A 24605-nucleotide genomic window follows, 5' to 3' on the forward strand; every position below is an offset into this window, starting at 1 on the left:
ACCACCAATTTGGGAATAAACGATGGCCACTGAAACCACCGAGCCCGTCATCAAGATCCGGAATCTGACCAAGGATTTCGGCACATTCGCGGCCCTGTCCGGGATCTCGCTCGACATCAACCTCTCCGAGGTCGTCTGCATCATCGGACCGTCGGGGTCGGGCAAGAGCACGTTGCTGCGTTGCGCGAGCTTCCTCGAGGAATATACGAGCGGCGAGATCGAGATCGAGGGCCGGTTGCTCGGCTACAAGCGCGGTGCCGAAGGACTGGTACGAGAAAGCGACCAGAACATCGATTCCGTGCGCCGCAACGTCGGCATGGTGTTCCAGCACTTCAACCTATGGCCGCATATGACAGTGCTGGATAACGTGACGCTGGGATTGCGTCTTTCCAAGCGCGCTCCCGCCGCCAAGGCGAAGGAAAGCGGGCGCCGTGCGCTGGCCAAGGTCGGCCTCGCGGATTTCGCCGAGCGCTACCCCTCGCAGCTTTCCGGCGGCCAGCAGCAGCGCGTCGGCATCGCCCGGGCGGTCGCGATGGAGCCGCATGTGATCCTGTTCGACGAACCGACCTCCGCACTCGATCCCCAGCTCGTCGGCGAGGTTCTCGACACCATGAAGCAACTGGCCGTCGAGGGCATCACCATGGTGGTGGTGACGCACGAGATGGGCTTTGCCGCCCAGGTCGCCGACCGTGTCGTCTTCATGGACCGCGGCAAGGTGATCGAGCAGGGCCCGCCCGCCAAACTCTTCAACGATCCGCAAAGCCCGCGCTTGCGTGAATTCCTCGACACTTGGAGACAGCGCAACATGCTGTTCCAGAGCGAGCCCGCCGCCGGCCAGTAGGGCAGCGGCACAATCGACACGACAAGACGGAGGACCGTACCATGAGCGAAGCTTTGAGCCCGGCAGGTGTTCCCCGCATGTATGGCGACGTGCCACCCTTCATGGCATTTCCCTATGTGCGCGATCTGGCGGGTCTTTCCGCCGACGCTGTGGTGGTGGGCATGCCCTATGACGGCATCGCCACCTTTCGCGGCGGCGCGACCCGCCGCGCCCCGCAGGAAATCCGCAAATACTCGCTTCTTTACGGCAGCTACAGCTTCGACTGGGACCTCGACATGCTGGCCCATATCACCGTCGCCGATGCCGGCGACATCGATGTAGTGCCGGGGGACAATGCCGCCAGCTACGCCCGCCTCGAAGCGCGGCTTGCCGCGGTGCTGGTCAACGGGGCGGTGCCGCTGACCATCGGCGGCGATCACGGCATCAGCTATCCGGCGGTACGCGCGGTCTCCGATGCCGGCGACACCCCGGTCGGGCTCATCGTCTTCGACACCCATCTCGATCTCAGCGAATCCTTCGGCGGCGACCGCCTCACCCGCGCCTCGCCCCTGCTGCGCATTGCCGAACTCGACAAGGTGGCCCCCCGCCGCATCGTTGTCATCGGCGCGCGCGGCCCCCGCAACCTGCTCGAATGGACCCCGCTCTACCGCAAGCTCGGCATCACCGTGTTTTCCATGGAGGAAGTCGAGCGCCTCGGCATCGAAACGGTTGCCGAACGCGCACGCGCCATCGCCAGTGCCGACGGCGCGCGCCTCTATATCAGCCTCGACATCGACGGCGTCGATCCAGCCTTTGCCCCTGCAACCAACAGCCCCGAACCAGGCGGCCTTACCTCGCGCGAGATCATTCGCGGCGTAAGAATAGTGGCCCGCGACGGCTTTGCTGGGTTCGACCTCGTGGAGGTATCGCCGGATTTCGATGCTTCCAGCGGCACCACCAGCATCCTGGCCGGCCGGCTGCTGGCCGAGGCCCTGTTCTGCCTCGCGGCCAAGCGCGCCGGCAAGCAGAACGCCTGGCGCGACGCCCACAGGTCCGACTTCCAACAGAAATAGCACCACCTTCGGAGTGCGCCTCGCGGTCAAGCGACCCGATGCGCCAACAGGACACAAGACCATGAGCATTACAAATTTCCAGCCACTCGATTCCGGCAGCGTTCCGCGTTTTGCCGGCCCTTCAACCTTCATGCGCCTGCCCATGGCTACCCCCGAGCAGGTCGACATCGCGCTGATCGGCGTCCCCTTCGACGGCGGCACCACCAACCGGCCGGGCGCGCGCCATGGACCGCGCGAAATCCGCAACCAATCCAGCCTGGTGCGGCGCGTCCACCATGTGACGGGCGTCTCGCCTTTCGAACAGGTGCGTGCCGGCGACTGCGGCGACGTGATTGTAAACCCGCTCGACCTGCCCGGCTCGCTGGACACGATCAGCGCCTTCTTCGAAAACGTCCACCACTCCGGCGCCCGGTCTCTAGTCGTCGGCGGCGATCATCTGATCACGCTGCCCATCCTGCGCGGCATCGCCAAGGAACCGGCCGGCCTCATTCACTTCGATGCCCATTCCGATACCTATGACGAGTTCTTCGGCAACCGCTATAATCACGGCACCCCGTTCCGCCGTGCCGTCGAGGAAGGCCTGCTCGATCCCAAGCGCATGGTCCAGATCGGCATCCGAGGAGCGATCTCCGATGTGGAAAACTACGATTTCGCCCGCGAGGCCGGCATCCGGATCATCTTCATCGAGGAATTCATGGAGCGCGGCGTGGGCACGGTGATGGCCGAGGCGCGCTCGATCGTCGGCGACGCGCCGACCTACGTCTCGTTCGACATCGACGCGCTCGATCCGTCTTTTGCCCCCGGCACCGGCACCCCGGAGATCGGCGGCATAACGACGCGCGAGGCCCAGAAGATGATCCGAGCGCTGGCCGGCGTCGACATCATCGGCGCCGATCTGGTCGAAGTCTCGCCGCCGCTCGATCCTTCGGGCGTCACCGCGCTAACCGGTGCCACCCTCCTGTTCGAGCTTCTCTGCGTCATGACGATGCAAATACCGGCTAAATGAGACCCATGTGTGGAGTGCGCCCCTCGGACCGGACAGGATGAACAAGCAGAATTGACTTGGAAGCCGGGCTTTCGAAGGATGGAAGCCCATGGTGGCTTATCGCACGCACAGCATCGAGTTCAAACGTCAGGTAGTGCAGGAGTTCCTGTCCGGCGAGACGCTGCATGGTCTCGCCAAGCGGCACGAACTGCCGCGTAACCTGATCCGCATCTGGGTTCAGAAATACGAGGCCGGCTCCTTCGACGAAGACGTGGCGGCGGCCGACACGATGCAGACCTATGAGGCGCGGATCGCAGCGCTGGAGCGGCTGGTAGGCCGGCAAGCCTTGGAAATTGAGTTTCTAAAGGGGGCTCTGAAAAGCGCACCACGTCCGAGAAGCGGGACTACATCCGGATCAAAATTTCTCCCGCCTCCAACGCCCCTGCTACCGATTGAGCCCCGGAGGCGGGGCAAGGAAGCCATAGTTGCGTCGGGAACAAGCGGCGAGACCGATCCGCCGATCTCGAATTCCCATCCGAAGAGTTCCGCGTAAAGCGGCGCAGGTTCGCAGGATCACGCCCTATTATTTCAAAGTGGATGATTGGCTTGGCCATGATGTCCAACCTTTTAGACGGTTCGCAAAACAGTCGCAGCCCGAGCGGCAGCGGCTGCTGGCTCGGCAGGTGAAACACCTCCCAGGTCGCCCGCATCTGGCCACAATCGTTCTGTGCGACAACACCGCGGGACCGTCAGATCGGGGCGACGATGCGGAGAAGGCAACGGTTCACCGACAAAAAAGGCACGAGAGAAAAGAGCGCACCTCGGATGTTGCGCGCGAGTCGATCGAGGTCGAGCGGGCGGCACGGGATGCGAAGACAGCTCGGCTCCGAGAGCAAGGGCTGATGACTGAGATTCGCAGCTCAGCACCTAAGAAGGTGCAGCCCCGATAACTGCTTAAGGGAGGCAGCGATGCTCGATACCCATACGGACATTGCGCGGGCGGCTATTGAAGCCACCTTCCTGCCACGTCGCGCCGCATTTCCGCGCGATATTGATCACTCCCGACGCGTGCTCGCGACATCACGCGAGCTTCTGAAACGCCTGCGCCAAAGCCATGGCGATGACACCTCCCGAGCTTGGGAGGATGCAGACCCGGTTCCCTTCGCTATCTCAGCGTTCGATGCCGATGTTCTCCGGGCAGTGTTCAAAGATTTGGTGTTGGGAACATACGCGCCCAAATGTCGATGGCGCGATCTGGCTAAGACCCTGGTACTCGAATACGCCGGGTGCGATCAGGTCGAAGTTGGCTTGCTGGATTGGATCACCAGGAAGTAAGTACCTTGTGCCAAGTCGAGTTGAGCGCGTGTTCTAGAGATCCACCAGGCGCGCCACGAGGGGGTTGCGACGTCTCGACTTCAGGAGTTTATCTCAACTGTCCGAATGGCGATTTGACATACCCAACCCGCCGCCAGCTATGGCGGAGGTCGGGTTCGTTCTAGGTCTCAGTCGTAGACTTTGACGATCTTGCGGGTGCCCGGGTCCACCAAAACCGTGCGGTTGTCGATCACCACATACCGGTATTTGACATTGGGGACCTCATGGAGCTCGACCGTGTCCGGCAGAGCCGTGCCGACATTCAGCTCAAGTCCGAGAAGGTTCACGGAAGCCAGCGGTTGCTTCTTCACGTATTTGCGCACGACGGTGTCCTGTTCCGGTGTGATGACAACATCCTGTGCCGCAACTGCGCCGACGCCGGCCAAAAGCAATAGCGCGGCAGCGGTGCTGGTAAGGGGGATCCTCATGGTTTTTCTCCTGTTGTTCCGGCGACAGCACAAGTCTTCTGTGCGCCAGGCAACTGAACACGTCGGCAGGCCGAACGTTCCTCGATCAGGCTTCAGTCGGAATCCTGACCAGACCAAAGGCCGATCACAAAACGCAATGGTCTTATCTCTTGAGACTAGGCGGAACGGCTTAGGGCTAGGCTAGTTGCTTCTCCAAATCAGGAGAAAGCAGATGGATAAAAGCATTGGCCAAGCGCGTTGGTTGCTCGCGCCAACTTTCGCCGCAGCCGTCACATTTTTGGTGATCGGCATATTCCTTGGCTGACATGTCGTGGATCGGCACAGCTACGTCCCTTCCTGTGCTGATAGGGCCCGCAAGCCGCTTCGGTGGCTGGCGGGCCCTCTATTTCCAGTATGTTTGGTGAGCAAAAGACAATGACATCGATCCAGAGAACCAATGAGAGTGGCAACGCAAACCAACCGGCAAATGACAACGATGATCATGCGCCTGCGCTACTGGACGCTGTTTCTTTGACGAACGAGGAAAACATTGCCGACCTTGTCAGGCGAACCGAGCGCGTGGCGATTTTGGTAGTGTTGGGAATGGGGGGCTGGTTGATGTTAGTCCCCGCTATCTACCTTGTACTGAGCCACCGAATATGAATGAATAATTACGCCAGCATATGATCGCCCGTCTCAGGGGCCGGGGTCGGACAGTTTCATCATCCGCGCAGCTTTTCGCCTCGAATTCCAGCGTGGCGCTCGTTACCGTGACGCTTGATCATCTTGTTGGGCTGCAGCACCTGATCTGGAACTCGAGCGCGGCCCATTGCTGACCGGCTCGCTAAAACACACCACCAATGCCTATGCCGCCACTGATGTCCGGTGGGGGAGGCGCGGGACGTCTCGGGGCGGCCTGCGAGCGTTTCGCAGTCGTCCGTACGGAGCCGTTTCGTGAAGGGGCGGCGTCCGACGCTATCTTAGCCGGCTTGGCCTTCACGATGACCGGCTGCTTGCAGATTCTGCCTGAGCGCAAAAAGAGATCGCCCAGCAGTCCGACGCTCGGCTCCGTCGTCGCCGCGACTTGCTTGGTATTCTTGTAGTAGTCGGTGAGAGCACGGATTGAACCCGTGCCCCAATCTCCATCAATCTGCATCCGGTAGCAACCCAAGCGACGAAGTTCGGTCTGAACGTTGCGCGCAAGATCGGCTGTCTTGTCTTTGTCCGCCTCGCCCATAGATGCGCCGACAATGAGCGTTTCGAGACCGGAGACGACGCTTTGGCGAGCGTCCTCAACCCTTTCGGTCGGAGACAGATTGGCGACCTGTGTGCCAACCGGCTCCGGTGAACTGGCGGACGGTGCCGGAATCTCGACCGACCGCAACGTCTGTCCGACGATTAGCACGGCGGTCTGCAGGTCATTGGAGGCAAGTTCGACTTGCAATCTCTTCTTTGCCGCAGGGTCCGCAAGGATGCGTGAAAGGCTTGCGCTCAACTGTCCCGGATCGAGTACCTGTTGCTCCGTGAAATAGAACTGCTCACGCAGGTTCGATTGATCCCACGGCACTTGACGGCCAACCGTCAACGCTTCGGTTTCGTTGCGGACGCGGATCATCATATCCGAAATGCTGAGCCCGGGGATCTCGAGATTCTTCAGCAGCGCAATGGTGAACGGGCTGTTTTCGCCGCCGCCATCGGCCGTGACATTGCCTGGCTGGGTGGCAAAGGCAACGAACGTGTTTTCACCGACTTCAACTTGCGCCAGACCATTGCCGGCACCGGCACCGAGCGGATTGTTGCGGCACGCGTCCAGGAATATGAACGTCTGGCGGTCGCGGCGCGCGAACCGCGCGATCACATCATTCAGCTTGATGGCCGTGGCGGTGAGTTTTTCCAGGCTTTCAGGATCGGGCGTATCGACCGGGAGCAGGTAGTTTTCGCCGTTCAACTGCACGCCATGACCGGCGTAGATAATCAAAACTGCGCTGACGGTAGGCAGCCTTGCATCAGCTTCTCGAAAGATTCTGGAAAAATCTTGGGTCGAAAGATCGGTGCCCGTCAGGACCTCAAAATTTAGCCGCTTCAAGCTCTCTGAGAGCTTTGCGGCATCATTTGCGGCATTGGGGAGATGCTCAAGTCGGCTGCTTTGATAGTTCGAATTCCCGATGACGATCGCTAGCCGGTTGCGTGGCTGCGGCGCCGCGGTCGGCTCGACCGCGGCGCGAGCACCAGCTGAGCCAAGAAGCAGGAAAATGAGAAACAGTGGGACACGAAACAGAAGTCCGTTGCAGTGGGTCATGTCAGCACGCTCGCTCCGGCCTGCCTCAATCTTGGTCCAGCAACTTCCCAACGCACCACGACGCAACCGCAATCAGCCTGAGCGCCTGCCCCATACCGGCGAAGGTCACCAAAATTTATACCAAGAATCCTGTCAAAGATAGGGAAAAGGGATTTGTATGCGATCAGTCATTGGACTGTGGAGGACAAGATGCCGACCAAGATCAATCTTGCGCTGCCGGTTTATGGAGCAGCCTACAAAAGCGTGTTCGTTCGCAGCCTGTTCGCGGCCTTAACTCATAAGAGCCTGTCCAACTACGCCTTCACGCTGTCGGAAATCGAGTACACGGATATTCCATTTTCGCGGAACTATCTGCTCACGAATTTCTACTACAATAAACCGGATTGCAGTCACATTCTGATGATCGACAGTGACATGGGCTTTTCACCTGATCTTATCGCGGCGATGCTGGCGCTGGACAAGCAAGTCGTCGGCACCCTGTATCCGCGGCGCCGGATCGATCTGCGCAAACTCCATTCCCTCTCGACACTGCCCTTCGACAAAGCCTTTGCGCAAAGCCTGGAGTTCATCGGAACCGTCGTCGAACCTCGGCAAGAGCAAGAAGGCTTTGTCCGGGTAACGTCATGCGGCACGGGCATCTTTCTGGTCTCCCGCGACTGCGTGACGGCCATAATCGAGAAGTTACCCGAGACGGTGGACCGGTCTCGTTACAGAAAGAGCAAGTACACCGCTCAGTTCGAGAATTTCCTGACGCCATTTGCGAAGATTGTGACGCCGGAACTGGACCTCCCTACCGATTTCTCGTTCTGTCACCGCTGGGTTGAGCAGTGTGGTGGCGAAATATGGGCAAGCTACCATCGCAAGATCGCACATGCGGGAGATCTGACTGTTTCGGCGGCCTATTCTGATCTTTAATGATGCCTTTGAAGATTGTCCACTGCTTTTGACCGGTTCATTTAAGTTTACGATAGTGTCCTTGTCGCCACAGATAGCCTTATAGTCTCCTGAGAGCGAACGCCAAACCATTGCCGTCCAGCAACGCGACGCGTACAGTGCCGGTTAAGCAGTCAACGATCCCATGAGATGGATCGTTGATCTATTTAATTGCCTTGATTTGTGACGGTATCGATTTCTCGTAAGGTGGGGTCGAATGAGAGTGTCGCGCGAGGCCTATCAATTGACGGGAGTCTCGTTGCTCGCCTTAGCGGCGGCGTCCACGTTCCAAGTCTCTGGCGCGGCGGCCTGCTCCGCTACTGCAAACGGCGGCGGCACTCCCTTCCAGGCGACATCGGTTACCGTGAACTGCACGACGACCGGGGATTTTCAGGACGTCGATGGCGTATTCACCACCCGATTTAGCGGGTTCGAGAACTCGTCGGAAGTCATCGTCAACGACTACGACGGCAATGGCGACGACGTCGTGAGAATTTTTGGCGGCCTCCTGACCGATAAAGCGGCGACAACACCCGGTGTAGGCGGCCTGCCTGCGGGAGGGTCGACCTCCTTGCAGCCGGCGGACGGTACAATCGAACTCCTCGGCGGCAACGACCGGTTTGAGATGTTCTATGGGGATTTCTTGGGGGTTCCGTACGCCCCAACCGTCGCGGCCAATCTCAATACCGGGGCGGGGGATGACCTGGTCGTCATCCAGAGCGGCAGTATTCAGGACATTGACCTTGGAGATGGTGCCGACAGCGTCGTGATATTCGGCGACGGTACACAGGTTGGCAACGTGACCGGCGGCAGTGGTGACGACCTGTTATCGATCGGCATCCTCACTACCGAGGAGGGAATTTTTTTCAGTGCGCCGACCGTCGGCGTTCTCTCCGGGGGCGATGGCAATGATACCATCATCATTGCGGGGGGCACAGTTGATGCCCTGGATGCCGGGGCTGGCAATGACCGGGTCAGCGTCAGCGGCAGTGCCGCGGTCGACCTCGACCTCGACGGAGCGGGCGGAAACGACACGATAATGGTCGCTGGCAACGCCACCATTGGCGGCAGCATATTCGGCAATGACGGCGACGACACCGTCAACATAAACGGCGGAACCATAGGCGCCACGACAGGCGGCAACATCACCGGCGGCCTAGGCTTCGACAGCGTCTCGGTCGTCGGCGGCGACATAAAGGGCGGCATCGACGCCGAACATGTCCATTTGTCGGGTGGCACGATCGAGGGTGACATTACCGGCCTTGGACCCAACACGCTAACCATCGATCATATCGGCGCCGTCGAGCCGCTCATCCTTAGCGACGGGGTGCTATTCAGCGGTACAGGCGCCAACGGCACAGTCGTCGACACCGACCTTGCCGCCGGCGGCAAGAGCCAGAACTTTGCCGGCTTCGACAATTTTTCGGCCGACCATTCGACCCTTCGCTTCAGCGGTGGCACGCAGGGCATAAACCAACTCAACCTCGGTAACGGTTCAACGCTGTTCATCAACGGCAACGTCACTATGCCGGGTTCGATCATCGCGACAAATTCCCTGATCAACATGATGGACGGTGTCGCCGACGACGTGTTGATGCTCGGCGGCCTCGCCCTCCACAGCGCCACCATCGGCCTCGACATCAACCAACAGACGCTACGGTCGGATCAACTCGTTGCCAATGCGTTTTCGGCTGCCGGCACCAGCACCATTATTGTCAATCTGCTGGGCACCCCCCAATTCGCCCAAGTGACCAATATCCCGATCATCGTCTCGGCCAGCGGACCGGTTGCCGGCACCTTCCGTCTCGGAAGTATTTCCGGCACGCCGGGTTCGCTTTTCAGCTATGAGATCGTAAACGGCCCGAATGGCGGCTTGTTCCTGCGTGCCACGCCGGCCAGTTTCGGCATTGCGGCGGCGCCGACCAGCGCGACCAACGCGGGCGCGGTCGAGGTGGCACTCGACGCTCTCTACGGCATAAACCGCGACGCGATCGATGCTGACCTCCACCTTTCGCCTGCATCCGGATCTGGAATGGTACCGGTTTCTTCGAGCTTCGGGGTCTTTGCTTCCGGCCAGTTCGCTCATACCGAGCATGACGGCTATAACATCAGTGGCGGCGGCTTGAATGGCCCCGGCCCGAGCTTCGATGCCAATGATTTTTCGGCTGCCATCAGCCTGGACTTCAATGCCGCCAAGCATTTCCAGTTCGACAATGAGTATGGCCTGAACATCGGTGTATTCGCCGGCTACGCCTCGACTGACGTCAATCTCGGAGCCTTCCAGGGATTTGATGCCATAGGGGAAGGTAACAACAAGGCCGGACTGTTCGGCGGCTACGCACTGTTGCGCAAGGACTACAATTACGCGCTGGTCTCGGCCTCCGGTTTCTTCGGCCGAAGCGACGTGATGAACGGGGTGCTTGACACCACCGGCAGCTATGACACCGAGGGCTACGCGGTCACGGGATCTGTCGGCCACATCTTCGCGCTGGGCGAACGCACCCGTTTCGATCTGCGTGGCGGCCTGCTTGGTGTTTCATTCCGCGGCGATCCCTACACTGACAGCGGTGGCAATCAGTTCGGCAAGAGCCGGCTTTCATTTGGCGCCATCAAGTTCGAGCCTGGCATTTATGGCGATTACACGCTGAGCAACGGTATGGTGTTCAGCCCCTATGCGCGTGGCGAATTGCAGCAGCGTTTCGGTTACAAGAACACGACCGAGATCGGTACCAGGACGATCGCCTTCGACGATGCGGATTTTTCCGTGGCGCTATCGACGGGGTTCAACCTGAAAGTTTCGGAGTTGACGACCGTCAACGGCGAAGTCCGTGGTAAGGCCTCGTCGGATAGCTCCACTATTGGCGCCAAGCTCGGACTTAAGATAGCTTTCTAGCGGTTCCTCGATCCGCGGATCATCCGCGCCCGCGCTGAGTTCCTGACGTCTTTGGGATGGGAATAGCAGGACCTTCGAATCCCCCGCACTCAGGCAAGGTGCGGTATCGCGATGCCGGGATCGCGGGCTGGCCAAACACACCAACCGGGATGCTCGCCAATTGGCAGCAAGTGCTCTATGCTCTCTGGAGACACCGCATGGTCGTGATGTCGATACGGGGTTCTGTTGTCGTAGGCAGGGGGAGCCATGTTCGAAGTTCTCGGAGTCTGGCGCAAAGCACGGTCAAGAAGCAGAGTCGCCGCGAAGACGCTTGGCTTGATCGTTTCGTTGTTCGTGTTGTTTTTGCCCGGACTGGGAACGGCGAACGCGCAGACGAACTGGGCGCTCGATCCGACCGCTTCGGTCCTCACCTATCAGTCGGTCAAGAAGAACACGATCGTCGAAACCAACAAGATCAGGAATATTTCCGGCAGCCTCACTTCGACCGGCGACGCCAAGGTCTCCTTTGACCTCAACTCAGTCGATACCGGGGTCGACCTGCGCAATGTCCGGATGCGGTTCCTCTTCTTTGAGACCTACAAGTTTCCAACCGCCGAACTGACAGCGAAAGTGGATCCGGCGGCATTTGCCGACCTCGCCACCAAGCGACGTATGAAGGCGGTTCTTCCATTCCGTCTCAACCTGCATGGGGTCGACAAGGATCTTGAGGCCAATGTCGTGGTGACCATGGTCAGCGACACCATGGTGTCGGTCGCCTCGGAGGCCCCTGTCGCGGTGCATGTGGAAGACTTCGGTCTATTGCCCAATGTCGACAAACTCCAACAGGCGGCCAGTGTGACCAACATTGTTCCTACCGCATCGGTGTCGTTCGATTTCGTGTTCACGGCCGACGGAAGCAAGCCGCCCCCCGCCCAGACCGTTGCGGCAAGCACCGAGGTCGGGCCCGTCGCCACCGATGCGACGAAGACCAACTTCAACGATGAGGAATGCCTCAACAGGTTTGCGGTGCTGTCCCGTACCGGGGCGATCTATTTTCGCCCCGCGAGCGCGCGGCTCGATGCCCAAAGCCGCCCGCTCCTCGCTGAGGTCGTCGGTGTCGTCAGCAAATGCCCAGGCCTAAAGGTCGAAGTTTCCGGACACACCGATGCCGATGGACCGGTTGCAGAGAACAAGCGCTTATCGGAGCGCAGGGCCCAGGCAGTGGCCGACGCCATTGTTGGAGCGGGCATTCCGCGCACGCAGATTACGGCGACCGGCTACGGCGAGGAACGCCCAGTCGCCGGCAACGACACGCCGAAGAACAAGGCGCTCAATCGGCGGATCGAGTTTTCCGCCACCAAGCTCGTCAACTGAGGAAGGATCTGTTGTCCCGGTGGGTTTCGATCTGATCGCCCGTCGCAGTAGCCTTCTGCGCGCAATCGGGCTCGCGGCAGTTGCGCTGCTTTTCACTTTGACGGCAGCCGATGCCGAGCGCCGTACAGCGCTGGTACTTGGCAACTCCCAATATCTGCACGCCCCGGCACTCGCCAATCCGGTGCGCGACGCCAAAGCCATCGCCGAAAGCCTGAAAGATCTTGGTTTTGAAGTCGTTTCCGGCTTCGATCTGACCAAGTTGCAGACCCAGACGACAATAGCGCAGTTCGCAAAGCAGGTGCGCGGGGCGGACATCGCGCTTTTCTTCTATGCGGGCCATGGCTTGCAGGTTTCAGGCAGCAACTACCTTCTTCCGATCGATGCCGCCCTGGAGGACGAGACTTCGCTCGACTTCGAGGCGGTGCCTGTCGATTTCGTTCTGCGACAGATGTCTCGCGAGACCAGCATAAGGCTTATTTTCCTCGACGCCTGTCGCGACAATCCTCTAGCCGAGGTGCTGGCAAAGACCGCCGGCGTCAGGGGAGCAAAAAGCGGCCTTGCGGAAATCTCGATCGAGAATGGCGGTGCCGGTACGCTTGTCGCGTTCGCCACCAGTCCAAATCAGGTCGCCTACGACGGATCCGGCAAACATTCGCCGTTCACCTCGGCGTTGCTTGCGCACATTGGCGAGACAAATGTGTCCATCACTGAGGCGATGAACCGTGTTACCGCCGATGTGTTCAAGGCAACCGCTAGCAAGCAGCGCCCCTGGAGCAACGTCTCGCTGACCACCGAGGTCGTCCTGCACAAGGTTGATCTCAACGCACCGCTGATCGTCGGTGAGGCGGGCGTTCCCGGACCGCAAGGCGGCTCGGATACGCGCAATGCCACTGCTAATCCGTCGAGCTCCGCCAATGACGCCCAACTCGCACTCAATGTGCTCCGTCAGAAAATCCCAAAACTCGCCTCTGACGACCCGATCTTTTTCGACGTTCCGATCGATTTCGGCGACCCCGAAATCGATGGGAAGAGTATTGCGGAGCTCATAAAAGGCGAGCCACGCTTCAGTCCGGTGGAGGGCCTCGACAATTCGGTATGGCAGGGCAAGCACTGCGACGGCTGCCATGAGTGGAACGAGACCCGACTGTGTGATCAGGCGAAGAATTTCGCCGCCAACGATGTCTCCGTTCTGCGCTTGCAGCATCCGCTTGGGACACGCTTCAAGGTGGCGCTCGCCAAATGGGCTCAAGGGGGTTGCAAGTAGGCGGGACGGAGGGCGTCCTCCAGTTCTGTGGGTGCCGGTCGTGTGGGCGAGTGCCCCTAAGATGCATCCGTTGACTGGTGGAGGGCCTCGATCTCGGCCATCTGGATACCGATTTCGACGAACGCCGACAGCACCGAGAAACGGTCCACGAGCGCCACGCGTGCCAGACCGGCCAGAATTCCGGCATTGATTGCATAGGCAGCAGGAGAATGCTGCAAATCCAGTGCCGGCATCGCGGCCACGGCTGACCGATCTTCACGCGATCCCGCAGCTAGGATAATCCAGCCGACCGGGGTTGTTGGCGATTTTGCCGCGGCGGCTCTGACGTCTGTTCGATGGCGGGGGCTGTCGGGTTCGCTCACCCAGTCGCGGACAAGACCGAGCAACCGGTGATCGGTCTCATCGAAGAGGTCGCTCAGATGGCTTAGGCATTCGTGGGCCCACCAGACTGCGGCCCGCTCGGGAAGCAGGTAGGCGCAAAATGTAATCGCTTCCTCAGGAATGCGCCCGGCGAGGAGGTCGCGGCAAAACGCGATCGAGTGCTGTTCGGTCGGAGGAGTGCGCATGTCCCTGGTGATAGCGGGACAAGCTGCGAAAAGATCCCGTGCCGTTTTGAATCGGAGCCCATGGGCCATGAACGCCGCGCTTTCATCGAGGAACTTTGGCCACTCAAGCCTCAGGCACGGCGCGGGTCAAGTCTCAAGCCGTGCCACGGCCAAAACAATCGCGATGATCGCACCTCCAACGTTTGGCCACAGACAATTGCGCTGGAATTTGATATGTTCGCGGTCGATCAAAATCGGATACTCAAACAGGAGGAGCGCTATGCAGTGGAGTCGTTCAGCCTTTGTGTTGGCGGTCGTGTTTTTCTCGAACCATGCTTCCGCCGATCCGGCTCGGAAATCAGAAGACATCGTGAAGTTTTTTGCCGGCGCAGCCGATCTTGGCAAATCTCGAGGAATTTGTGTCGGTTCCGAAGAGGAGTGCAACAAGAGCAACACCAATGGGCAGCAGGAAGGCAGATCCAACCTCGACATGCTGATCAATTTCGGGCTGGATTCGGCCCAACTCGACGCAACCGCGCGCGCTGAGCTCGAAGAGTTCGCCAAGGCTTTGAAAGACAACCGGCTGAGCACGTTCAACTTCGTCGTCGAAGGCTACACCGATGCGACGGGCACGCTGCGCTACAACGAAGGTCTGTCACAACGAAGAGCGAAATCGGTGGCAGCTTTCCTGACGGCCAGCGGTGTCGAGGCCGCGCGCATCAACGCCGTCGGCATGGGCGAGAAGAACCCTCGCAACGCCAACCCGTACGATCCTGCCAACCGCCGCGTGGAAATGCGGATAAAAACGCAATAACCGTCGAAACTGCGCGGCAAACCGAGGGGGAACCCTTCTGCGCAAGAAACTCATGCCAGACCTGACGCTCAGAGCGTATTTGGGATCGAGCCCATGAGAGCAGTGATGGCCTGTTTGTATTTTTCGAACTCCGGCGACGTCTGACGGATTTCGGTGGTCGTTGTCTGTGACCCGGCGTCGGTTGCCAGATGAGTCAGCTTCTGGCCCATTTTTCTTTCGGCCCAGTCCACCACGTAGCTGGCTGTCTTGCCGGTGAGGAACGGGTTGGCCTGGATGACGGCCGACCCCAGGACAGCGCTCAGCTGCGCCGAACCTGATGCCGACAGAACCTGATGCGCGCCTTCCATTCCAAGGAAATGACAGAGATAGAGCCGGCCGGCCGTGATTTGGTGGCCGCGCTGGCGCAGGTAGGCCTCGCCTTCGCGCGCCAGGTTGCGCACCATCTCTCGCGAGATCGTGGCGTCGTAGCGCAGGGCGAGTAGGTCGTCGGTCGACAGCGTGCGTGCAAGCTCCGGGCGGTAGGTATTCATCATCCTGATCCAGGTCTTGGTTATGAACTGGCCGGCGCCCGTCGCGGAAGAATTAGGATTCTTGGCGCGAGCACTACCGCCACTTTCGACGTGAACGATGCGCTCGGTGAGCGTTTCGACCGCGGAATCGTTCGATGCGACCGCGGTAACCGTGCCCAAGGGGTCGATCGCCTCGCCGTTTTGGTAAAGCTCGAAATGCAGGTGAGGGCCGGTCGATAATCCGGTGGTGCCGATATAGCCGATGACGTCGCCTGCCTTGACCTTGGTGCCGACGCCGGCTTCGATTGCAAATTTCTGCATGTGCGCATAACGCGTCTCGCGGCCGTTTTTGTGCAAGATCTTGACCAGATTGCCGTAGCTTCCCCCATCGCCCTGGAAGGTGATCTCGCCATCGAAGGCGGCTGCGATCGGCGTGCCGACGGGTGCCGCCCAATCGACGCCCTTATGGATGCGCACGGTCCCCAGAATGGGGTGCTTTCGTGGTCCGAAGGTGGAGGTCATGACGCCATTCACCGGCGTGACCATGCCGTTGGTGACTGTCAGCGAGCGTACCTGATCGTCACCTGTAACACACGCAAACTGGCCGTCGCTTTGCTGGAAGACAAAACAGTCGAGGCTTTTCTCGCTCCCCTGCACGCCCACATACAGAACCCGTCCCGCGCCCTCGTCCTTGCCCCTGGGCGTCTGTGAATAGATCATCACCAGACGCTGGTCCTCGCTTGCAAAGGCGTCCAGATCCTGTCCTCTCGAAAGATACATGATCGCCTCGCCGATCACGCCGGTTGGAACATTGTTGCGGGCTGCCGTCGAATAGATGGCGTCGAGCAGACGATACTGTCGTTTATGCGTACCTTCTTCCTGTGCGCCCGAATAGTTGAACAGATCTTCGCGAACCCAGGGATCAACACCCGACACGAAGGCGCCCGCGCCGTTGCGCGTCAGCGTGCCGACGAACAGGTTCTTGGCGTAGATCGAAACCTGCATCAGGGACATTGCGCTCGTGTCGCGCGTCGGCCTGAACCCTCGCATCGCAACGACGTAACCCGCTGCCAGGCCGTCCCGGTGGAAAAGCACGCTCAGGGCCTCGCCTGCCAGCTTGGCATCCTGCGCGGAGAAGTGCGCATCCAACGCTACGCTGTCCAGACTGCGATCATTGAGAACCTTTACGAACGTGTCTTCGGTCGCCGCGAATCGCTGGTACTCATTGGTGACGGCTACGACGCTCGTGTTGTTCTCGATCTCGGTCTTCTGGAATGCCGGCAGGGCTGCATCGCCTGCATCGATCGTCTCACCCCATCCGGCTTCGGGATCGTCGCTGTCGGCTTTCTGACCGGAAGCCGCTTCAAGTTCCCTGGCGGGAGGCGAGGGTTGAAGATCGTTCTCCAGATCGCCCGATGGCGCGGCAGCGGTTTTTCGTTGCGCTTGGAAGAATGCGAAATCCTCCTGCGTCGACGGTATCGTCGTCATGAATTTTTCGCTGGCGCTCAGCATGACGTCTGACAGGACTTCGAGCTGGGGAGAAACGTCGGCCTGATCGAGTTCTGCCGGACGCGGGACCACTCGGCCTTTGGTTGCGGCGCCGGCATCTGGCGCAAGGGTGATCCACATCGGGTCCCCCGCCAGATCGATCAGCGCTGGCACGTAGACGGATGCGTCGGCCGGCACATCGTCCGCCCCCTCGACCGCATGCAACTCCTCGTCTTCGTCGCCGAATGACCAATAGTCCGCGGTCAGGTAAAAACCGGCGGCCACGCAAAGCAGCACAGCCGAGGTCAAACCCACCATCAATCTACGCCATAGCGTGCGCCTGCGAAGGGCGGCGCGCGCCTGCTTCTTCTGTCTGAAGCTCGTGTCGATATGGTGTGTCACGGATTGCTTGCGGTCAGGAAGAAGGTCCACCGCACCTGTTCGAGGGTGTCGACTTCCAGAAACCGGGCGGTGATGTGGCCGCGCTGCCAGCATTCGTCACTGCCGCGGATCGAGAAACGTCGCCGTTCGATGCACATTTCGGTCAATCCGGCGAGGATGGCATGACCAAACACGTCAGTTGCATAGATGTAGACGTAGCGGTTGGTCAGTTCCTCCCGGATAACGTTCACGCATTGGTTTGCGCCGATGGTCCACCATCCATCGGTCTGGTCCGCATTGTCGACCTTCTGGCCGACGGCGAGATTGACGACATCGAGTGTCTGATTGCAGACCGTGAACTCGGCTCGCGCTTGGCTGGACAACAGCAGGGCGAGGGGAGCGCCCAAAATAATCGCGAGTTTCATGCGCGCCCTCGGGGCAGATAGGGCTGGAACCGGACCTGCTGCTTTTCGGGCAGGGCAGACCAAGCGGTCAAACACCAGCGGCGGCGTTCCATGCTAGGCCCACGCTATCCGCCGAGCCGGAAATACTTGGCAGTGGCTGAGAACCGAGATCCGTCGGTCTCGACTTCCTCGATGATTTTGGGCAACAGCGCCGAAGCCGGCGTGGGATCGGAGAAGGCAGCCGACTGAATGTCGCGAGGGCCCGTGATCACCAGTATTATCTGCGGCACGGACTTTCCAGCAGCCTTATCGGCCGCGCCGAGACCAATCGGGATCCTGAAGGTCGCCTTGTCCGACCCGGTGACGATGCGGTCGTCGAGATTGAACACCATTCCTTTGTGGTCGATCAGCAGAACGCTGGAGATGAGTCCTCTGCGCGTTACCAATGTACCGCTAATCGGCGTACCGTTCGGCACGGATGTTCGGTCGAGAACAAGCTGCGGCTGGTCGGCCGCGGTCTGTCCCAGAAAGCGCAGAAAATTGGTTACCTCGCATTGGCTTGGCTCAATGAGGCGGACGCTGATGTCTGGCTCGACATGGAATTTTGCCTGGAAATCGCCGAGCATGCGTTCGAATGGCTGGACGGCCGTGCCAAATCCTTCGATTGCGGCGGCCTTGTCGGTAGCAGATGTGACGGCGGCATAGAAACAGTCGCCGCCGCCGAAGGCGCGAACCCAGGCGACGCGTTGAGCGATATCGTCGACCGCCGGGGGGATCGCTGGTTTGGGCACGTTCAACGCTACAACGCGTTGGTTCGGCTGCTTGCCTGTCGGCAATGCAGAAATCTGGCTGTTGCCGTTGGCATCCACCGCTGGACCTGCATTCGATTTCAGTTCCGGGATTGGGGCGGCCGGCGGGCTGGCCCGTGGTTCGGGCTTTTTGGTCTCGACAACCTCCGTCTCAGCCGGCGGCGGAGTTTGGACCGTTTCGGCTTCTGGCGGGGTTGGAGCGGTCGTAGCGGGCGAAGTCGGCTTTTGCCTATCGCTGGCCGTCGTGTCGGGCTGGATTGCCGGCGATGCCCTTTCGGGCGGCGGCGCGTTCGTCGCGATTGGCTTCGGCGGCGCCTCGGTTCGTAGAGGTATGTCGACGGGCTTGGCCGACGGCAGTCTTTGAGCTGCCACAGCATGTGGCTTATCCTCGGCGGGCGGTGTGCCGGCCTGCGTTTCCGGCTGCGCCGGCGGAACAACCTTTGGCGGCTCGGGCGCGTTCGCTACATCCTGCGTAGCGGCGGGCTGTGACGTTTGGGGCGTGGGCTTTGCTGGCTCTGCCGCGGAAAGCGACGTCTTGCCGACAGTCGGCGTCGCGGGCGTCATGACGCCGCCCAGATAAAGGCCGCCTCCAGAGGCCACGGCTAGCGCCGCCAAGGCACAGAGCGCGATCGTTCGGGTCCTTGTGGATTTGCCAGGCACCTCGGCCATGGCCGTACGTGCAGCGCCGAGGGGGGGCGGGCGCGGCGGTCCAGACAAATGCGCGGGCCGCACATGCTGGACGAAGCGCGGCCTACCTGAACCCGTCGCGTCTGCGTCGTCGTGCCGCTCGACCTCATTCTTGCTGGCTGGAGCAGCGGCTTGCCCTATCGGCGGCAAACCCGGCCTAACGCGGGGTGTGAGGGAAGTCGGCGGGATTGTCTCCTCGTTGTCGTCACGTGTCATCCTGGCGATTTCGGCCATGCTGACGGGCCGGTCTCGCGGATCCGGTTGAAGCATGGCTTCGACAATGCCGCGAAAATCGTCATCGATATCGGAGAGATTAGGCACGGTCCGGCGCTTTTCGATGACTTCGAACTGCGAGCCGCTCATATCGACCGGCTTGCCGCGCAAGGCGGCAACCAATACCAGCCCAAGGCTGTAGATGTCGGACTGCTCTCTGACGTCGCCGCTGTAGAGCCCGAGTTGTTCGGGCGAAACATAGTTGTACTTTCCCGCGAACCTTCCGCCTATCAGGGTCTCTCCGCCCACCGTCGCCGAGCGTGCGATGCCGAAATCGATGATCTTCGCACGGTCAACCCGGTCCCCCGGCAGAATAATGTTATCCGGCGAGAGGTCGCGGTGTATTGCTCCGGCCTGGTGCACGGCGCTTAGACCGGAAGCGAGGCGATGGCACAGCTTTCGTACCTCTCCCGTCGGCATCGCCCCACGTCGCATGATGTCGAACAACGACGCTCCATCGACGAATTCCATGGCGAGGTACGGACGACCGATCCCCGGATCGATCGTGAAGACGTGATAACGCACCACCGCGTCATGCGACAGGTGGTTCAGGATAGTTGCCTCTTTGCGAAACAGGGACAAGATCGTTTGGTCGCGCGCGAATTCCGGCAAAACGATCTTGATCGCAACGTGGTCGCCGGTCTGGATGTTGTGGCCCCGGTAGACTTCGCCCATGCCCCCGAATGCGATCCGCTCGTCAAGTTCGTAGATACCGCTCAGTTGCGTGCCCACGGCAGTGTTGGCCGCGCTTGGCGATATCCGCGTCTTGTCGTCGGCGCTCATCAGCCCCGCCCCCGCGCTTTGTACGCAGCTGGACGGGGCGACTGGCTATCGTATCCGCCCGCGACCCTGACAAGCACGATGGTCACATTGTCTGTTCCGCCACGCGCCAGAACCGTTTCCAGCAGGTTTTCACACGCCGACTGAGGTGTCGCGGACACTGTCGCAGCCTTGATCTCAGCATCAGTGACATGCGCCGTCAGGCCATCGGTGCTCAGCACAAAGATGTCCCCCGGCAGGATTTCACCTTGCTGGAAATCGATGACAATCTCGTCGCTGACGCCGACTGCCTGCGTAATGACATTGCGGCGCGGCCAGGTGAGCGCTTCGGCTTCGGTGAGCATGCCTTTATCGATGAGTTCCTGAACCTCGGTATGGTCCTTCGATATTTGCGAGATCGAGGCCTCGCGGATCAGATACACGCGGCTGTCACCAGCCCAGAGGCAGGCGAACCGCCCGTCTATGGCAAGCAGGGCGGCAAAAGTTGAGCCGATTGTTATCCCGCGAGACTGGGATATGCGGCGGATCTCGGCATTAGCCCTGCTCAGCCTGTCTTCGAAGCGCGCCCGAAGATCCGGTGCGGAGCTGGCAATCCCGATCGTTGCCAGATGATTGACGATACTGGCTGAAGCGACTTCTCCGGCGTCGTGACCACCCATCCCGTCGGCGACCAACCACAGGCCAGCCTGGGGCTCGACCAGGTAGTTGTCTTCATTGAGCTCCCGCACACAGCCTCTGTGGCTCACGCCGAAGCTTTCAATGGGAAGGGCGACATTGTTCAATTTGCCACCAAACGCTTCACCCAGCGTCCTCCGCGACGCGCCTTCGGGCGCGTTCGTGCCACTTTGCCACAGGCTCAAACATTAAAGTATCGAAAACTAAAATATGTGTGTGCCTGGTTTTGCGCTTCTGCGGCTTACTGCCCAGGATCATCTCAATCTCAGAACGCCTTGGGACAGGTGAACTCGGAAAGGGCAGGGAGCAGGAAGGGGTTGGTGCCGGACCCTGTCTGGATCGTGTAGGTGACGTCGCGCCCGCCGATCACGAAGTGGGCCTGCATGCTGCCCTCGTTGCCCGTGATAGCCGCCTTGTTCAGAAGCCGCGTCAAGGCCCACGGCCCTTCGAACGTGATGGCGGACTGGCGCCCTGGCATTTCTGGTGTCAGGCTGAGGCTCGCGGATGGGGTAGCCGTACCGGTCGGCCAAGTCACCGTGCTCGGCCCATTTCCGGTCTGGTTGCTCTGAACGGTCTGGCCATCGACATCAAGTACGGCCATGTCGGCATCGCCATGCAGCGAGAAGGGTGTAAAGGTGACGCTGACGGAGGGTACTGAAGCGCCCGATGGAAAAAAGGCAATGCGGATTTCCGCAGCCAACTGGAAGTCCTTCAAGGTCGATTTCGACAAGTTGCGTCCAAAGCGCGTATCCTGTTTCCAACGCCAGTCCTGGCCGGTCATGTCGATCAGCGAGGCCAGATTTTGTGCAAAGAACCGGTCCATCAGTCCGCCTGGGGCGAACAGCTTCGCGAAATCGGCCATGGCGACATCCTCGGTGCTGCTCCCGTCGAAGGGGTAACGGCCGTTGATCGCTGCCTCGCAGGGGGCTGTGACCGTCTGGTCGAGTATCTGGTTCAAGTTTGTCACCGAGGTTTCGGCGACGTTACCTTCGAACTCATCTGCCGTCGTGTTGACCATCCGGCCGAGTTGCTTGGGCAGACGCGAGACATTGGCGCGAAGGGTGGCAATCTGTAGCTGCAGATTACCGTTGAGCCGCTCCACCTGCGAAGGAACTTCGGTGGCCAGTCGCAGGCTTTGATAGATGTCGCTGAAGTTCTGGGCTAGTGCGTCGATCGGGCGATGTCCGGTGGGCCCGTTCACCAGGACCTGGAATGATTTGAATCGCGCTTCAATGTTCGCGCCCGGATTCAAGTTCTGTACGTCAGCGGGCTGTGCGCCGGCGCGGATTTGCGATTTGCCGTTGGCTATGTGTATGCCGATACGGGCTAAGCCCTTGGCTAATTCTGCGGCGCTGCGTTGCTGGTTTTGAGCCGCGGATTCTGTCTCGGCGCCAGGACCGTCACCTGGGTCCCGTGTCAGCGCCGTCTCGTTGGCGATCGCCGAAAACAGCCGCTCTATCGGCGAATTGGGGGAGGCAGCGGCTGAAAGCGCGGTGTAGTGCGGCTTGTCTGTCAGCATCGCCTTGAATTTCAACTGGTCGAGAACGCTATTCCACGCGACGGCGAACGCCTTGCCGTAGCGATCGAGAAGTTCGGGGCCGAGCCTGAGCAATTGCTGATCGATGTCGCCTTGCTCTCCGCCACCACCGAGAACCCACTGCTCGTCGACGAGCATCTGCGCAATGCGCGAGAGTTGGGCAAGGTAGAACCTGTTGAAGCCGGAACTGGTGTAGAGACCGGGAACACGAAGGTCCGCCAGCTCGCTGCCATCGATACGTTCGAACAGCAGTTGGGCTTCGGGACCACCTTGCTGGGAAACGGAGAAGTCATCCAGCGCCGCCGCGTAGATCGCCGACTTGATCAAAGCGGTCGCTCGATCGGCAAGGCTCATGCGTTCGAGAGAGCGTTGTGCGGCTTCAACAAGTGGCTGGTTCAGTTCGAAAACGGGGTCGTAGGCGTCGTCCAAGGCGAGCATGGCGCGCAGGTGCTTTTCGAGGTGCGCTCGTCCCTCGCGGTTGTTTTCGCCCGGGTATCGGTTCTGTTCCCAATCTTGCTTCATCCAGGAAACGATCAGCGCGTCATCGACCTTCGGCGCTTTGCCACCAAGCATGAGGTAGATTTTCAACGGCTCGTAGAGTGCGGCGGGATCGCCCATCTTGGCTTGGATCGTTCGCTCGGCCTGGATCAGCAGGCGCGAGCGCAACATGCGTTCCAGGCCTTTCCGATAAGCGGTCCGGGACGCGGAAAGAAGTCTTTCCCGCTGACTGAGGCCGAACGTCTCCCCGATCGGTGTCGCTAGCTCAGCGGCTTCGAACCCGGCCGGCAGGTCGCGCAACTGGTCGAGCGGGCCGATGACGTTTTCAAGGTCGACATCGGTAACCGTGGCCGCCTTGAGCAGCTTTTCCGCCGTCGCGCGATACTGGCCCATGGCAACCGTTGCGGACGCGATCAGCGAGCGGTTGGCCGCGAAGCTCAGAGCGAGCGTACCGAGTGCGGCAGCAGCGATCAGCGCTATCGTACCGAGGCCGCCAAATCTGGCCACCGCCGCCCGCCTCGCAGCTGATTTGTCATACGAAACCCATCCGGATTCGGCAAAAATGACGTCCGTCAGCAGATCATGCAAAAAGAAGCTTTTGCCGGTTCCGGAAAGGTGCGGGCGGGAATTGCCCCCGAAATTGCGGCCGATTGCGCCCAGCACCTGATCGATGGGCGTTCCCTCTTGCGTGCCTGACGAAAAATAGAGTCCACGCAGGCTGGCGTTCACCTGGCTGCGGGACGGGTCGAATAGACCGGCGACAAAACTGGTAATGCGAGCCCTCAGCGCGCCGAACTGAGCCGGAAAGCCGAAGATGGAGATGCGCGTGACCGGATCAGCCTCTTCCTGGAGGCGGTCGGCCATCTCGTCCGCCAGTCGTTCCGCCAGCCCATCGAGTTCGGCAGGAGCCGCGGCGGCCATGTTCCTATCGCGCTCCGCCGTCTGGAATGTCGTGCCCCATACCTTGCGTCTGCGCGCCTCGTCGAAACCGCCGAAATAATCCGTGAACCCTGAAACCAGATCGGCCTTGGTGAAAAGCAGATAGACGGGAAACTGGATCTTCAGCGTCTCGTGAATTTCTCTCAGGCGGCTGCGTATCTCGACGATGTGGGCATCAAGCTGCTGATCATCGAAGCTCATCACATCGGCAAGGCTGATGGCCAGGATGACGCCGTTTATCGGTTGTCTGGTGCGGTACCTCTTGAGTAGTGACAGGAATGCGAGCCAGCTCTTCTTGTCAATCTCGGGATTGGAGTCCTGCGTCGTATAGCGTCCTGCGGTGTCGATCAGCACGGCCTGATCGGTAAACCACCAGTCGCAGGCACGTGTTCCGCCAACACCGACCACCGGTTGGGCGTCCCCCGAACCGGCAAGCGGAAAATTCAGGCCTGAATTGACCAGGGCCGTCGTCTTGCCGGCACCCGGCGGGCCGATGACAACGTACCAGGGGATCTCATAGAGAAAGTTGCGCTTGCCGCTCGACCGTTTGAGCGCCGCCACGGCCTCGTTCATCCGCGCTTCGAGCACCCGAGAATCGTCATCGCGGTCGTCATTGTGCGCAACGACGGCTTCGAGCGCTTTTTGCGCCTTCCTCGCTTTCCAGAAACGCAGCGCGTAAAAAAGCGCCAGCAGCGCGAGGATCACACCAATGATCGTCGCGCGCAGCCACCCAGGTCCGAGCGGCCGGGTGTCGGCGAAGCGGATCAATGGCCCGGCAAACCACACTGCCGCGGCGAAGCCGACCAGCGCGATCACGCTGAATATCCGCAACAGCCAACGCGTCATGGGTGGTTCCAGCGGGCCG

General features: G+C 60.3%; 18 protein-coding genes. 10 read left to right on the plus strand and 8 right to left on the minus strand.

Translation table 11 applies throughout. The annotated features are described in order from the left end of the window. Positions 1–22: 22 nt before the first annotated feature. The 5 genes from FJ986_RS04325 (at position 23) to FJ986_RS04345 (ending at position 4213) form a co-directional block, all read left to right on the plus strand. Positions 23–841, plus strand: a complete 819-nt coding sequence (locus FJ986_RS04325) for an amino acid ABC transporter ATP-binding protein (RefSeq protein ID WP_140557328.1) — start codon at positions 23–25, stop codon at positions 839–841. A 41-nt stretch (positions 842–882) separates the two neighbouring features. After that, positions 883–1893: an agmatinase family protein gene (locus FJ986_RS04330; RefSeq protein ID WP_140649842.1), complete on the plus strand. Its 1011-nt coding sequence runs from the start codon at positions 883–885 to the stop codon at positions 1891–1893. Positions 1894–1954: 61 nt separating this feature from the next. Continuing rightward, positions 1955–2899 (plus strand): agmatinase, encoded by a 945-nt coding sequence (gene speB / locus FJ986_RS04335; protein WP_140524765.1) that lies wholly within the window; start codon positions 1955–1957, stop codon positions 2897–2899. Positions 2900–2987: 88 nt separating this feature from the next. Beyond that, positions 2988–3431, plus strand: a complete 444-nt coding sequence (locus FJ986_RS04340; protein ID WP_224681797.1) for a transposase — start codon at positions 2988–2990, stop codon at positions 3429–3431. Positions 3432–3847: 416 nt separating this feature from the next. Beyond that, positions 3848–4213: a hypothetical protein gene (locus FJ986_RS04345; RefSeq protein WP_140524764.1), complete on the plus strand. Its 366-nt coding sequence runs from the start codon at positions 3848–3850 to the stop codon at positions 4211–4213. A gap of 167 nt (positions 4214–4380) precedes the next feature. Here the strand turns inward: FJ986_RS04345 and FJ986_RS04350 are convergent, their stop codons facing one another. Beyond that, entirely contained in the window at positions 4381–4680 is a 300-nt protein-coding gene (locus FJ986_RS04350; protein ID WP_140515085.1) for a DUF1236 domain-containing protein, read from the minus strand. Between the two features lie 823 nt (positions 4681–5503). Continuing rightward, complete coding sequence (locus FJ986_RS04360; RefSeq protein ID WP_140498313.1) at positions 5504–6958, minus strand: caspase family protein; 1455 nt, start codon at positions 6956–6958, stop codon at positions 5504–5506. A gap of 189 nt (positions 6959–7147) precedes the next feature. On the opposite strand from FJ986_RS04360, the gene FJ986_RS04365 reads away from it, so the two are divergent. The 4 genes from FJ986_RS04365 (at position 7148) to FJ986_RS04380 (ending at position 13401) form a co-directional block, all read left to right on the plus strand. After that, positions 7148–7873, plus strand: coding sequence for a hypothetical protein (locus FJ986_RS04365; RefSeq protein WP_140498312.1), 726 nt, complete (start codon positions 7148–7150; stop codon positions 7871–7873). 235 nt (positions 7874–8108) lie between these two features. Then, positions 8109–10784 (plus strand): autotransporter outer membrane beta-barrel domain-containing protein, encoded by a 2676-nt coding sequence (locus FJ986_RS04370; protein ID WP_140566536.1) that lies wholly within the window; start codon positions 8109–8111, stop codon positions 10782–10784. 246 nt (positions 10785–11030) lie between these two features. After that, the gene (locus FJ986_RS04375) at positions 11031–12137 is read left to right on the plus strand and encodes an OmpA family protein (protein ID WP_140566538.1); all 1107 of its coding nucleotides are present in this window, start codon (positions 11031–11033) and stop codon (positions 12135–12137) included. 19 nt (positions 12138–12156) lie between these two features. Beyond that, complete coding sequence (locus tag FJ986_RS04380; protein WP_140673493.1) at positions 12157–13401, plus strand: caspase domain-containing protein; 1245 nt, start codon at positions 12157–12159, stop codon at positions 13399–13401. A gap of 56 nt (positions 13402–13457) precedes the next feature. On the opposite strand, the gene FJ986_RS04385 is transcribed toward FJ986_RS04380, so the two are convergent. After that, positions 13458–13967 (minus strand): hypothetical protein, encoded by a 510-nt coding sequence (locus FJ986_RS04385; RefSeq protein ID WP_224519101.1) that lies wholly within the window; start codon positions 13965–13967, stop codon positions 13458–13460. 259 nt (positions 13968–14226) lie between these two features. On the opposite strand from FJ986_RS04385, the gene FJ986_RS04390 reads away from it, so the two are divergent. Further along, positions 14227–14760 (plus strand): OmpA family protein, encoded by a 534-nt coding sequence (locus FJ986_RS04390; protein WP_140498307.1) that lies wholly within the window; start codon positions 14227–14229, stop codon positions 14758–14760. A gap of 68 nt (positions 14761–14828) precedes the next feature. Here the strand turns inward: FJ986_RS04390 and FJ986_RS04395 are convergent, their stop codons facing one another. The 5 genes from FJ986_RS04395 to tssM all read right to left on the minus strand — a co-directional run bounded on the left by FJ986_RS04395 (position 14829) and on the right by tssM (position 24586). Next, a complete protein-coding gene (locus FJ986_RS04395) occupies positions 14829–17159 on the minus strand; it encodes a M23 family metallopeptidase (protein WP_140557343.1) in 2331 nt (776 codons plus the stop codon). Beyond that, positions 17156–17638 carry a DUF1036 domain-containing protein gene (locus FJ986_RS04400; RefSeq protein WP_224646917.1) on the minus strand — a complete coding sequence of 161 codons (483 nt, stop codon included), beginning with the start codon at positions 17636–17638 and terminating at the stop codon, positions 17156–17158. Before FJ986_RS04400 ends, FJ986_RS04395 begins: the two co-directional genes overlap by 4 nt. A gap of 29 nt (positions 17639–17667) precedes the next feature. Beyond that, a complete protein-coding gene (locus FJ986_RS04405; protein WP_140560438.1) occupies positions 17668–20094 on the minus strand; it encodes a serine/threonine-protein kinase in 2427 nt (808 codons plus the stop codon). Further along, positions 20094–20873, minus strand: a complete 780-nt coding sequence (locus tag FJ986_RS04410) for a protein phosphatase 2C domain-containing protein (protein ID WP_140498305.1) — start codon at positions 20871–20873, stop codon at positions 20094–20096. The genes FJ986_RS04405 and FJ986_RS04410 overlap by 1 nt, the downstream gene beginning before the upstream one ends. Positions 20874–21031: 158 nt before the next feature. Continuing rightward, positions 21032–24586, minus strand: a complete 3555-nt coding sequence (tssM, locus tag FJ986_RS04415; protein ID WP_140673495.1) for a type VI secretion system membrane subunit TssM — start codon at positions 24584–24586, stop codon at positions 21032–21034. Between the last annotated feature and the right edge of the window lie 19 nt (positions 24587–24605).

Source organism: Mesorhizobium sp. B1-1-1 (assembly GCF_006442955.1).
GTDB lineage: Bacteria > Pseudomonadota > Alphaproteobacteria > Rhizobiales > Rhizobiaceae > Mesorhizobium.